At 46.2% G+C, this 13,264-nt stretch carries 12 protein-coding genes; 9 read left to right on the forward strand and 3 right to left on the reverse strand.

Going from position 1 to position 13,264, the window contains the following annotated elements:
* Positions 1-200: 200 nt before the first annotated feature.
* The 7 genes from ON05_RS21150 to ON05_RS21180 all read left to right on the forward strand — a co-directional run bounded on the left by ON05_RS21150 (position 201) and on the right by ON05_RS21180 (position 7,560).
* Positions 201-773, forward strand: coding sequence for a hypothetical protein (locus tag ON05_RS21150; protein ID WP_029315571.1), 573 nt, complete (start codon positions 201-203; stop codon positions 771-773).
* 210 nt (positions 774-983) lie between these two features.
* Positions 984-1,469 carry a hypothetical protein gene (locus ON05_RS21155; RefSeq protein WP_139026084.1) on the forward strand — a complete coding sequence of 162 codons (486 nt, stop codon included), beginning with the start codon at positions 984-986 and terminating at the stop codon, positions 1,467-1,469.
* 241 nt (positions 1,470-1,710) lie between these two features.
* Positions 1,711-2,832, forward strand: coding sequence for a magnesium/cobalt transporter CorA (gene corA / locus ON05_RS21160; RefSeq protein WP_010479175.1), 1,122 nt, complete (start codon positions 1,711-1,713; stop codon positions 2,830-2,832).
* Between the two features lie 102 nt (positions 2,833-2,934).
* The gene (locus ON05_RS21165) at positions 2,935-3,774 is read left to right on the forward strand and encodes a lipopolysaccharide assembly protein LapA domain-containing protein (RefSeq protein ID WP_010479177.1); all 840 of its coding nucleotides are present in this window, start codon (positions 2,935-2,937) and stop codon (positions 3,772-3,774) included.
* A gap of 327 nt (positions 3,775-4,101) precedes the next feature.
* A complete protein-coding gene (locus ON05_RS21170) occupies positions 4,102-4,617 on the forward strand; it encodes a tetratricopeptide repeat protein (protein WP_139026086.1) in 516 nt (171 codons plus the stop codon).
* 23 nt (positions 4,618-4,640) lie between these two features.
* The gene (locus ON05_RS21175) at positions 4,641-5,570 is read left to right on the forward strand and encodes a rhomboid family intramembrane serine protease (protein ID WP_262562234.1); all 930 of its coding nucleotides are present in this window, start codon (positions 4,641-4,643) and stop codon (positions 5,568-5,570) included.
* A 433-nt stretch (positions 5,571-6,003) separates the two neighbouring features.
* Entirely contained in the window at positions 6,004-7,560 is a 1,557-nt protein-coding gene (locus ON05_RS21180; protein ID WP_010479183.1) for a phosphoglucomutase, read from the forward strand.
* Here the strand turns inward: ON05_RS21180 and secD are convergent.
* A complete protein-coding gene (gene secD, locus ON05_RS21185) occupies positions 7,557-8,447 on the reverse strand; it encodes a preprotein translocase subunit SecD (RefSeq protein ID WP_236619121.1) in 891 nt (296 codons plus the stop codon). The genes ON05_RS21180 and secD overlap by 4 nt on opposite strands.
* A gap of 118 nt (positions 8,448-8,565) precedes the next feature.
* On the opposite strand from secD, the gene ON05_RS21190 reads away from it, so the two are divergent.
* Both ON05_RS21190 and ON05_RS21195 read left to right on the forward strand, forming a co-directional pair.
* The gene (locus ON05_RS21190) at positions 8,566-9,741 is read left to right on the forward strand and encodes an alpha/beta hydrolase (protein ID WP_029315573.1); all 1,176 of its coding nucleotides are present in this window, start codon (positions 8,566-8,568) and stop codon (positions 9,739-9,741) included.
* A 126-nt stretch (positions 9,742-9,867) separates the two neighbouring features.
* Positions 9,868-10,335 (forward strand): HugZ family protein, encoded by a 468-nt coding sequence (locus tag ON05_RS21195; RefSeq protein ID WP_010479189.1) that lies wholly within the window; start codon positions 9,868-9,870, stop codon positions 10,333-10,335.
* A gap of 2 nt (positions 10,336-10,337) precedes the next feature.
* Here the strand turns inward: ON05_RS21195 and ON05_RS21200 are convergent, their stop codons facing one another.
* Positions 10,338-12,335, reverse strand: a complete 1,998-nt coding sequence (locus ON05_RS21200; RefSeq protein WP_010479191.1) for an amylo-alpha-1,6-glucosidase — start codon at positions 12,333-12,335, stop codon at positions 10,338-10,340.
* A gap of 101 nt (positions 12,336-12,436) precedes the next feature.
* On the reverse strand, positions 12,437-13,141 hold the full coding sequence (locus tag ON05_RS21205) for a carbonic anhydrase (protein WP_139026088.1): 705 nt from the start codon (positions 13,139-13,141) through the stop codon (positions 12,437-12,439).
* Positions 13,142-13,264: the final 123 nt, after the last annotated feature.

A 13,264-nucleotide genomic window follows, 5' to 3' on the forward strand; every position in this document is an offset into this window, starting at 1 on the left:
TAGAACAACATCATCCAATGTTTAAGTCAAAAGGTTCTCTTTATTATCTTCATTCTGTTAGAACCCAAGTATTTATAGGTGGGTGAACAGGGCTGTTTCAAGTTCCTGCAAGAAAATCTAAAACTAAGATTCTTGTGTACCCTGATTTCTCATAACAATATTACTGCTCACGAATTTCCAGTACTTTTGAATTACCTCTGGTGAACTTAAAACAGCCCTGCATTGATGCACCAATGGTTGACCCTTCTATTAATGGCAAAGAAGTTCTGGGTCTAACCAAAAACTCTAAACCTACAAAGATGAGTGATATCGTTGTTGACTCAGAAGATGATCGAGAACTAGTGGGAGAGTATGGGCGAACCTCTAGACTAAAAGTATCGGAATATAGAACAATTCCAGTTCAACCGCAGAAAATCGTTAAGGGATGTCGCCCTGGTCAAGCTTTAGGGAATGGACATTTCGTCTATAAAGGCAAAGGTGGACTACCACCAAATCCTTATCAAAACCGCGCTATACCAGCCGTCTGGCAGGATTTACGTCTTCATGATTTGGAATCCAACTCCATTAAAAAGCAAATACATCTATCTCTTCAGATCTCAAAATCAACTAACGATGAAGATATTCAACCTGCCAAAAAAGAAGCGATTGTTAAATCACAAGAAATTGTAGAAGCAAAAGGCTGGATGAGAGATAAAAAAGGACAAATAATTCTGACTTCTTCTCCTGAAAAACATGTCGCCAATGCCAATTATCAGCCGACAGCAACTTGTTAATGCAGAGTTTTCACTTTTTTTGAGGCTTGCCAACAGTTAAGATATGTAAAAACAGGAATAATTGTTGATCCCATCCCTGAAATATCTACAGAATGGCAACTCCACATTCCAGATTTGCATGCTGACCAAGCACCTTAATCCCTTTTACTATCTGAGAATTTTGCTGTTTGCTCCTTCCCCATTGTCCGCAGACCGTAAAGTAGGTAATCTATGAACAAGATAGTTTTGTGCATCCCGGCAGCGTTGGCATGGATGCTAATTCTCTCCCCAGGTCAAGCCCAACAAGCACCTACAAAATCAATCTCCGCGCAACAACAAAACTCTGCCTTAGCCACACACACCAGCAGAACTCAAAAATTACAGGCAAAGAAGAACTGCCAAATAAGACAGCCCGCGGAATACCGTCCCAGCAATCCTATCCGTACCATCCAATCCCCCACACCTCAACAGCAGCGCCCAGTCAGAACTGCTGTTTGGCAAGATTTAAGATCGCCTGGTTCAAATTCATCCACTATTGACCTTCATGAGTCAGAATTATCCAATACTGCAGCTCGGAGCTACCAAACAACCTTACCTAAACGTCCCGTTATTGTAGAAGCCCAAGGTTGGACTCGAGATAAGCAAGGCCGCGTCTTCTTAACTTCAAGGTTCTCTAGATTTAGGAAGTATGGTGCTACCCCACATGGAGACTGTTAACCACAGCAACTTTTTAGGTGTATCAAGGCTAGACAACAAATAGACTTTTCCTGTTTTGGGCCAACCCAGGCAGAAGACCGTATAATCGAGTCTCTGCCTGGGTTTTAGTATGTTTAGTCTTCTTGTCCTAATCAGATGGGTGGTCTCATTAATGTTTGTCAATCAGGACCAGAGAAAGTTCCTGGGTTTGCAGGTAACAAGCAATGCAAACTATAGATGCAGAAACATTCTGGTTTCAGACATGACCAATCCTCTATCAGACCCTTTGCAGCAAGGTTACGTTGATTATTTTTATGACCAAGCAGGTAGCTCTCCTGGAACCCTGACGATTGATAAAGATGCTTCACCCACTCGGATCGTTGTCATCGATTACAACCCACATCAAGCCCGCCGGATCGTCGTTGAACAACCTGAAGATAGTGCAGATTATCTGACCACAGAGACAGTATCTTGGATTGATGTTCAAGGGCTAGGAGATGAAGATATTCTGCGCCGATTAGGACAAACCTTCGATCTGCATCCCTTGGTTTTGGAGGATGTGGTAAATGTACCTCAACGCCAAAAAGTTGAAGATTTTGATGATCAGCTTTTAATCATTGCCCGTATGGTTCTTCCTCACCCAGAAGGCGTCGGATTCGTGAGTGAACAAGTCAGCTTTATTCTGCATCAACAAGCCTTGTTAACGATTCAAGAAGAGCCCTACCATGATTCTTTTGGACCAGTCCGCAAGCGAATTCGATTACAAAAGGGATTGATGCGAAAAATGGGGGCTGACTATCTCGCCTACGCCCTCTTAGATGCCATTATTGATGGTTTCTTCCCAGTGCTAGAACTCTATGGAGAACGGTTAGAAACCCTAGAAGATGAAATACTCGACAATCCCACCCGAGAGACCCTCAACCAAGTTCACTCCCTCAAACGCGAGCTAATGACTTTGCGACGGCTAAGTTGGTCACAACGAGATGCTTTATCTGCCCTCTTAAGAGAAGATAGCCCCCTGATCAGCCAAGAGGTCAAAGTGTATCTACGGGACTGCTACGACCATTCCATCCAGATCTTAGACATGGTTGAAACGTATCGAGACTTTGCAGCCAGTCTGATGGATGTTTATCTCTCTTCTGTGAGCAATAAAATGAACGAGGTGATGAAAGTTCTCACGGTCATCTCAACCATTTTTATTCCCTTGACCTTTATTTCAGGGCTCTATGGCATGAACTTTAACCCTCAAGTTTCCCCTTTTAACATGCCTGAATTGAGCTGGTACTGGGGATATCCTGCGGTCATCGCTGCCATGTTGCTGATTTCAGGAAGTCTAAGCTATTTATTCTGGCGTCGCGGCTGGTTCAGCAAAGTATCGCCTTGAGTACCGCAACAAAGTTCGAAGGGTTACACCGAATGATCCCTTGCAACTTTTCTTTATTGTGAGGCGACGTCTTAATATAGAAGCGATATTTCCTTAATTCAGATGCCTATCTTAGTTGTTCTCGCCCTACTTATCGCCCTGGTTGCTATCCTATTTGCGTTGCAAAATGCTTATTCGGTTCCGGTCAGCTTTTTAATTTGGCGGTTTTACGGCTCTTTGGCGCTGATTCTTCTGCTAACCCTCGCCCTAGGGGTGATTATTGGCTTATTGGTCACGACTCCCACCATCATTAAACGAGGATGGGTTTCTTCACGCCAGAAGCGGCAACTAAGTCAGCTAGAAGAAGACTATCAGGGGCAGGCCCAAGATGCATCTAGCCAGAAGAAAAAGCTTGATTTGATGCATTCGGCCCAGATGCAGTTATTTTCAGCCCTCGGATTAACGGAACCCAAAACTGGACTATTGGAATATCAGCTGTTGGATCAAGTTCTCACTCATGCTTTGAATAACTTGAACCCTGATTCGGCTTGGCATCGCTCGATCTGTTTATTCGTGATGGATATTGAAGATGCCCCTAGTTCGGATGATGGCAATGCTAGAGCAGTTTGGCCGATCATTACTGATCGGATCCAGCGTCAGCTTTCTCCTCGTAGCTGGCTTCATTTTGATGGTGGCCATCGTTTCTATTGCGTCACCCTAGGAATGGCCATTGAAGCAGCGGCTGACTATGGTGAGTTTCTTTCCACAACTTTAGATGCCCCTTTACAGCTCGTGGATGCGTCGGAAGTCTCTGTGAGTTTGAAGATTGGGGGTGCGATCGCAAGAAGTAACACCACCGTTACCAGCCAACAGCTGATTTCCCAAGCCGAGCAAATGCTAGAAAAATCCAGTCTTTGGGGACGGAGTCGCTTTCGCATGGTGGAGGCAGGTGCTTCTTCTTAAGTTAAAAGCCAGTCAGAAAGTTCTAAATTTGTAACCCATTCCCTGCTTTCGTAACACCCTCATTACCCCCATAGCCGCCATCCCCTTCTACGGACAATGGCAAGAATTGTTTCAGTTGAGGGGAACTCCTGTTTTTTTTCTTAGAATAGGAAGCATAAATATTTCCCCAAACATCCTAGTTATAGGTCTTCCAGGTTCCAAGCATTTTGTTTGGGGCAATTTCCTTTAGGTATTTATTCCCATCACTTTAATCGAAAAAGAACCACCTGTCGCTCACAAACAGGGGCAAGTTTTTTGCCCCTAAAATTTAAAAAGTTAGGTTTAATTATGCTTATCTCTTCTCACCGTTCCTGGCTTTTTCCCACTCTATTAATAACCGTTCTTCTATCAGTAGGAAGTAGCCAAGGCAGCTATGCTAAACCCCATACCCATCCATCGCCATTAGAAAATATTGCTCTTTCTAGAGAAGATCGATCGCAAATTTTATTCTCAACAGGAATTCAGAAAGCCTTGAATGGAGATTATGTCCACGCCATTCAAGATTATGACCAAGCCCTACAGCTCGCCCCCAGTAATTCAGAAGTCTATTACAACCGAGGCGTTGCTTATTTCTCCATTAATCGACCTCAAAGCGCCCTTCGTGACTTTAGCCAGGCCATTGCTCTACAGCCCAATATGGCCGAAGCCTATGGCAATCGAGGCTTGATTCGCCAAACCCTGGGGGATCGCAAAGGGGCGATCGCTGATTATCAGCAGGCAAAACAATTATTTCAAAAAAATGGAAACCAGCCCGCAGCTGAGCAAATGGACCATTGGATCGATCAGCAAGGGACGTCTCAATAGTTTGATTGGACCAGGGGCAGTATTTGCACCAGGCTACAGTAGGTCTATCCTGGATTTACTCAACAGCCTTGTCATCACTTATGGCCTTTAAGCTACCTAAACGACAGACTTCGGGTTCTGTCGTCTGTTTTTCTTGTCAAAAACTGGTCTCTATTGAGCAAGAAGAATGTCCACATTGTGGTCAGGTGAATCCCGGCTTATGGGGATATGCACGTCCCATTCGCAGATTAGGGGCCGATTTTGGTTTTATCAAAATTGTGATCATCGGGTGTATCTCCCTTTATCTGATCACATTGCTGTTTGATCTTCCTGGTGTTCGGTCAGAAGGGGTTATGAACCTTTTAATGCCGAGTTCCTATAGCTTGCTGATTTTCGGCTCTACGGGTTCCGTTCCCATCTTTGAATGGGGTCGATGGTGGACAGTACTTAGTTCGGGATGGCTCCACGGGGGGCTATGGCATTTAGGGTTCAATATGGCCTGGTTAAACTATCTTTCACCGATGGTCACCAATGGGTATGGGGCAGGTCGGTTAGTGAGTATCTATACGTTCACAACCCTAAGCAGCTCATTGCTAACCAGTTTTGTCGCTCAGTATTGGACTTCTTTGCCACCATCGTTTAGTGGATCAAACTTCAGTGTCGGTGCTTCTGGCGGCGTTTTTGGTCTCTTGGGCGCATTAGTGATTTATGGTCAACGGGCTCATCAACGACAGGTCTTGCAACAAGCCTTGACCCTAACCATTATTTCGTTTGTACTATCAGCCTTTGTCGGCAGAGTAGACAACTGGGGACACTTAGGCGGATTTATAGGTGGATATCTGATCGGACTAACCCCGTGGTTTAACCCCAATAAACCTCAACGTCTCTACCATCTGGGAATTGCCATTGGTGCATTGGTGGTGACCTTTGTCAGTATCATTCTGTCTCCTGTCCATGCACTGTTGATTGGATAAACCGTTTGCCCCAAAAAATTTAATTCTACAATTACCCTTTTAAAAATATTTTGAAGTTCTAAATTTCTTGTTTAAAGGAAAAAAGTAAAAAATCTGAATTAGCCTAAATCATCTTTTATTTAATAGAGAAATGCATATTTTTTACTAAATTATCTATAGGAATCAATATAGTATTGGATCAGTATAAAGAGCTTAAAAACTCCTCCTTAAAATAAGAAGATATATCCCTTCCTGGTATTGCACAGATAAAAATCTAGGGGTTCAAAACTTCTCAAATCTGGGAATCTTGTTTCATGTAGGTTTTTAAGATCAAACTTGCCTCTCTCTCGCTGCCTAAACCTGCTCGTTCTCGACTATTAATCAAAGCTGTATATTTTACGGAGGATCATTTTCTCGGGGCATGATGGGGGGTGTACTGAACTTGCGATCGCATATGACCCTGACCGCATTTAATTGGCCTCAACTTCAGAATGGTTCAGATATTCGAGGCGTTGCATTAGAGGGGGTTGAAGGGGAAGCCGTGAACCTTACCCCAGAGATCGCCCAGATCTTAGGCATGGCTTTCGTGCATTGGCTCTCCCAAACCCTGAATAAATCTGTCACTGAGCTAACCGTTGGCGTGGGGCGAGACAGCCGTATTTCTGGCCCCACTTTGATGGACGCAGTTCTAGCGGGTATTACCCAAATGGGGAGTAATGGCTATAACTTTGGGTTAGCCTCCACCCCAGCTATGTTCAAAAGCACCGTCACCGATGGGTTTAACTGTGATGGGGCTATTATGCTGACCGCCAGTCATTTGCCCTTCAATCGCAATGGCCTCAAGTTCTTTACCGCCCAAGGTGGCTTAGGCAAAGGCGATATCACCCAAATCCTCAGTCTGGCTGCTGAGCAGACATTTGAAAAAGCTGCTGATCCGGGTCAGGTGTCTGAGCATAACTTTATTGGCGTGTACGCAGCAGAACTCGTCAGCCAGATTCGTACTGCCGTTAATCATCCAGATCAGTTTGAGCAACCCTTGCAAGGGCTCCACATTGTGGTCGATGCCGGCAATGGAGCAGGAGGGTTTTATGCGGAGCAAGTCTTAAAGCCCCTGGGAGCGGATATCACGGGCAGTCAATTCTTAGACCCAGATGGTACGTTTCCCAACCATATTCCGAATCCTGAGAATAAAGAAGCGATGGCGGCCATTTGCCAAGCTGTAACTGAACAGCAGGCTGACTTCGGCATTATTTTCGATACAGATGTTGATCGGGCTGCTGCTGTCGATCATCAAGGCCAGGACTTGAATCGTAATCGACTAATCGCCCTCATCTCTGCAGTGGTTTTGCGGGAGCATCCCGGTTCTACCATTGTTACGGATTCCATTACCTCTGATGGGCTGACCCAATTTATTGGAGATGAGTTAGGTGGTGTCCATCATCGGTTTAAGCGAGGCTACAAGAATGTGATTAATGAGTCCATTCGCTTAAATCAATCTGGGCAGGAATCTTGGTTAGCCATAGAGACCTCCGGTCATGGGGCGATGAAGGAGAACTATTTTCTGGATGATGGGGCTTATTTGATCAGTAAACTACTGGTCGAACTGGCTAAATCTAAGATGGCAGGTCGCAATATCACTGACTTAATTGCCAACCTCACAGAACCTCAGGAAAGTGAAGAATATCGCATTAAGATCCAGGCGGATGATTTTAAAGCCCATGGCAACTCGGTGATTTCTAAGTTAGAAGAATTTGCTGGTCAACAAACAGACTGGCAGATCGTTCCAAATAATTACGAAGGGATTCGGATCGCCTGCAGCTCGCCCTCAGAGCAAGGCTGGTTGTTGCTGCGATTGTCACTCCATGATCCCGTTTTACCCCTAAATATTGAGTCCAATGTAGAGGGAGGTGTGGCCAGCATTGCGGCTAAACTTACTCCCTTTTTCCAAAGTATCGATGGACTGAACTTGCCTTCAGAGCTTATCAGTTCCGAGAAACTAGCAGCTTCCTAGACCTGGGGGGTAGAAGGGCATTGTTCGGTCTTTACAGCCTCTACTTTTGAGACGGTAATGGGCGCAGGTAAGCTACCTTCTTTCAACTGGAAGGCCAAGTTTTTCGCCGTTTCCAAATCAAAGTTGCCAGTAATGACCGCAGCTCCCCCAGAAATCCCTGTTTTAGCAAACTGAGAGGAAACAGTTGCTTCACTTAATAGTTGATCGTCCAGAAAAATGCCGATGGGTCGCTGGGTACCAGCCATTTTTTTCGTGATTTTCTGAAACTGTTCAGCACCTTGTTTATTAAACCGGAGCGTGACATCCCAAAGATGCCCTACAGAAGCAACCTGATACGATGTATCAATCACATTTTTATCGGTCAAAACGGGCGGGCCATATAGTTTTTTGTAGATCTGGGCTAGCTGCTTTTCAATCTGACGGGAATCGGATTGCTTTGCGTCCAATTTAGGTTGAAGCTCTAGCTTTTGAAGTAACAGGGATTCGGTTTGAGGAGTCGTTGGATTGTGTAGACGAAACGTTAACTGAGATCGCTGAGTGATTCGTTGCAAAGCTTGGCGTTGATCTAGCTGACTAGGCAGCTGAACCAAAAATTGATCGGGGGGCAGGGGGATAAAACCAACCGATACCCGTCCCAGATTCACCAATCGCTCCCCTAAAACAGTTTGAACTTGGTCAAAGGCTTGCTCTCGAGATATCTTGTCTTCGTAGACTTCTCCTATTTGAAGCGTAAGTTCAGTGCCTTGAAAGGGGCATAGTTTTGTAGAAGAAACGATTGGAGGGATAGAAATCGGGAATTGAGACCACAAATCAATATCAGCACATTGAGTCGCTGTCGTTAATGCGAGCAATGCTGATGCGATTCCGGACTGCAAGCTATAGGGCATAAGCACTCCCATCTCAATTTATCTCTCCATGCTAAGTCACCCTAAGATCCTTGAACCGATCCCCTTTAGGTAAAGGGTTTTGCCTCCTTTCACTTTTAACCTCATTTCAGAGACACCTATGTTCTATCGATTGTTACAACTTCTCATTGGGATCGGGCTATTTCTTAGTCTCTGGATAGTCGTTCCAGCTCCTACTTTTTCGTTACTTCCTTTGGGAGTAGGAGCTCCTGAGATCAGTCCAGCGTTAATGGTACTAAATGGGATCGCACTCCTGCTCACCCTGTTTTACCGCACCCGCAAGACCGCCTTTCGGATCATGATGGTGGGAGGCCTGTTGGGATTAGTGTTGAGTAGCTTGCCCCTGATTCAACTTCCTAGGGCCATTCAACAAGCGAATGGGGCAATGCAGAGCAACCTAGGCAAAGATTATTTAGCTAAATTATTGCCAACCCAGCAAGCCCTACTCCGCCCCCATCCCTTTAGTCTTCTCGACTTTATTCGCCAAATCCCCCTGGGAGATATCCGTCAAGATTTGGGGATTCCCTTTGCTCAACCCGATGGACAGACCCTAAAACTCAATCTTTACCGCCCTCCCCAGCCAGGGACCTATCCAGCCATTGTTGTGATTTACGGGGGGGCATGGCGGACAGGGAGTCCTGACAGTAACGCTGCCTTCAATCAGTATCTGGCAGCTCGGGGTTATGTCGTGTGGGCCATTTCCTATCGGCATACCCCCCGCTATCAATTTCCAACTCAATTAGAAGATGTGCGAACCGCCCTCACCTTTATCAAAGACCATGCATCGGATTACGATACGGATCCCAACCGAGTCGCAATACTGGGACGTTCGGCGGGTGGGCATCTCGCGACTTTAGCGGCCTATGGAGGAACCGATTTACCGATTCGAGCCGTTGTCAGTTACTACAGTCCAGTCAATCTGGCGAAAGGCTATTATGATCCCCCTGTGCCTGATCCCATTGATGTCAAATCAGTTTTAAAAGCTTTTATTGGCGGAGATCCAAAACAATTTCCTGAGAAATATAAACAAGCATCGCCCATTTATGCGGTCAAACCCAATCTCCCCCCTACTTTGCTGGTTTACGGGGCTCAGGATCACTTAGTAAAAATAAAATTCGGTCGAAATATGCTGAAAAAACTGCGAGATGAGGGAAATACTGCCGTCATGATTGAAATTCCCTGGGCAGAACATGCCTTTGACGCCATATTTAGCGGAGTCAGTAACCAGCTAGCCCTTTACTACACTGAACGGTTTATTGCCTGGGCCTTACTTTGAAGATCTGCTAGATAAGATATTTTCTCAAAAAAACAGTCAATTTTTACAGGTAATCTCTGTACATAGTTATTTACCGCGTTTGTGCCTAAGATGAAGGTTGGATTGCACACAACGGGAGATGGCCCCATGTCTACAGAAGCAACAGCAGTCAAGAAACTCATTGAACAACAAAGCTTTGGTGTCCTGTCTACAACATCAGTAGCTGTGGAAGGTTTTCCCTTTGGATCTGTCACCCCCTATAGCTTGACGGAATCCTATCATCCCCTGATTTTTATCAGCAATTTAGCGCAACACACTAAAAACATCATTAATGATAATCGCGTCTCTCTAATCATCTTGGAAAATTTGCAGGATGGGTCCGAGGATCCACAAAAGCACGGACGGGCCAGTATCCTGGGACGAGCAACACCATTGGAAACAACGGGGGTTGAGAATGAAGCGAAATACCAGCGCTATTTTCAGCGATTTCCTGAATCTGAAGGATATCAGAACACCCATGGCTTTCAGCTCTATGAGATCACGCCTGTGCGGATTCGCTTTATTGGGGGATTTGGCAAGATTTTCTGGTTAGAGCCTGAGCAGTTGGCCGCATAAAATTAGGATTGCTGCTGGGAAATATCCATCCAGGCCCTCAGAATTTCGGCAACGGACCAGGCTTGGGCGAAACAGCCTCGGGGATAAAACGGTGGATCGCCATCAAAAATTTCACTAATACTGCCCAAACCGTGGGCCTGAAGATGGCTGGCAATGGGGTTCAGCAACGATAGGGCTTGTTGCGGATTTTTATAGACTCGGTAATGGGCTTGAACATAGGGGCCTAGAAGCCAGCTCCATACGGTCCCTTGATGATATCGACTATCTCGTTTCACTTGATCCCCCCCATAGGTTCCTTGGTATTGAGGATCGTCTGGGGAGAGGGACCGCAACCCATAAGACGTGAGCAAATAGCGTCCACAGGTCTCAACCACCGCCTTTTGCTGCTCGTCCGTTAGCAACGCTGGATAATCTGACGCTCCTGAAACAAGGGGGAGTGATACGGCAAAAATTTGGTTGGGCCGCAAGGTGAGGTCATCTCCCTCGGGGCCATCAATCACATCAGCACAGTAGCCTTGGGTGGGCTGCCAAAATCCCTGGAATCCTTCCAGCATCAGTTGGGCCATGTCACGATAAACCTGCTGGGGCTGGCCGAGCTGTTGAGCGAACCTTTCCATACTCCGCAGGGCGTTATACCAAAGGGCATTAATTTCAATGGGTTTTCCCGTTCTCGGGGTGACCACCCAATCCCCAATTTTGGCATCCATCCAGGTCAGTTGTGCCCCCTCCTCCCCGGCATAGAGCAGCCCATCTGTATCCACATGGATTTGGTAGCGGGTGCCCTGCCGATGCCAGTCAATCACTCTGACTAAGGCTGGAAATATCTCTTCCAGTAGTTCTTTATCTTGAGTCGCCGCAGTGTAGATGCGGATGGCTTCAAAGTACCAGAGAATCGCATCGACGGTATTGTAATCCGGTAGCTTTCCCACCTCTGGAAAGACATTAGGTAGCATCCCCTGATTTAAATACCGGGCAAAGGTGCGAATGATTGTTCGGGCGATTCGAGGTCTCCCCGTCGAAATCGTCAGACCAGGTAGGCTAATCATGGTATCTCGCCCCCAATCTCCAAACCACGGATAGCCTGCAATTATCGTTTTTCCCTCTGGTTCTTCAGCTAAGGGTCGATTCACAATAAATTGATCGGCAGCGAGGGCCAATTGCTGGATCCATGGGGGCATTGGGGATGCGGGGACATCCAGCTCCCCGCGAATCATTTCCTCATAAAAGCGGCGCTCCAGTAAGGCGGTGGCTCCATCTAAATTGGCCTGAGGTTGGGTACTGGCAACCACCGTCAGACTATCACCGGGGTTAAGAACGACCTCTAAAGTGGTGATATGCAGATGATTATCCTGATCATCTAATCCTCGATATTGCTCAAGCCCCAATTCAAACCCTTGATACCAATGGTGTTGTGTCACTAAGCCCCCCTGGCTGACCAATAGATAAAGGGGAGTTGCCGTATCATTCGCCTTAATTCGAATGCCCTGGGCAACGGACTGGGTTTGCATTTGCCATTGATGGGAATGGGTTTGACTATGGTGATCCCGATAATTAATTAAGGCTTTAACAGATAAGGCTACGGGACCACTACCCCGCTGGAGCTGATAGTAGATATAGGTCGTATTTTCGCCCTGCTGCATCCACACCCTTTTTTCTAACAGAGCATCTGCCAGGGCATAGGACCAACAAGGCACCGTTCCTTCTAACTCAAATTGCTCCAAATAGCGATAGCCTTGGGGGGTCACACTCCCATCTGCCCATTGATTTGTAGAGAGTTCAAACAACTCACCGTTATACAGAGCCGTTTCCTCCAGTTTGGAGAGTAGTAGCGTTCGTTCCAATGGCGGATTCAAAGCTGCAATGAGCAACCCATGATATCGCCGGGTAAGCAGGCCCGCCACAGTTCCAGCGGCATATCCGCCGATCCCATTGGTGACAAGCCATTCCCGGGTGGAGGCGATTTGGAGTTCGCTAGTAATCTCTCGCCCTAACTGGATCATTCTTTGTCCCCCTTTTGAAGCGGTTCATCTTATTACAGAGATGGTGCTTATTGTTCCGTTAGCTTAGGGACATTTCCGTTAGGTTGGTTGAGGATGTTCAATTAACTTAAAGAATCAGAAAACTGAATGGATCGGTTATTAAGGGCTTGAACTGGCCTAGCATTTGCGTGAAACCGGGACTTAAAGGTACTGATTTGCTGGCGAGAAGCTTGAATGGGTTGCTTAAGGATGGCCCAATTGACGGACTCACTACAGGGGGGAGTCGTCAGGGATCCTTGGTAATGGTAAAAACTGTGATCGCGGGGCAGTAGCGAACGAACATCAATTTCTAAATTAGGTGCATTCTCTTCTTCCACCGCAGGCATATTCTCCCAAATCTCATCCAATAAGGGATTAGCAGCCCCTGGCTGAATCATAACCCCCAACACCGCTAGCTCATTGGCCGCATTCTTATGCACCAGATGCATTTCCATCGCACTAGACTTATTGTTAATCCGGTGTTCACTGGGGGCATGAAAATGAAACTGGACTAATTCATAGGTCTGATTATTCACGGTTAGGGTATTCCCAGCGGCATAGTTCACGGTTACCGTGCGTCCATTATTGACTTCATCCAAGGGAGAGGAGTGATAGTCCACATTCAGGGTCTCATGATTGCTGTTGAGATCTTGCGATCGCAAGTTGATCGGTGATTGTGACTGCCCCGTTGCACAGAGGGAATAGTCGGCCTGCAAATCTGACCAATGTCCGGGATCAGATGGGCCTTCATAGCTCCAGATCGGTGTTGCGATCGCAGGTATTGCCAATAGTATCCAAGCTAGACAAATCAAACTGATGAGACGAGGAAAAAACTTGTTGAAGTGGTGCATAGTACGTAGAGGGTAATGCAAGCTTTTTTGACTGTAAATCAATCATTGTCCCTAAAGAAT

The sequence above is a fragment of the Acaryochloris sp. CCMEE 5410 genome (assembly GCF_000238775.2).
In the GTDB taxonomy this organism is placed as follows: Bacteria; Cyanobacteriota; Cyanobacteriia; order Thermosynechococcales; family Thermosynechococcaceae; genus Acaryochloris.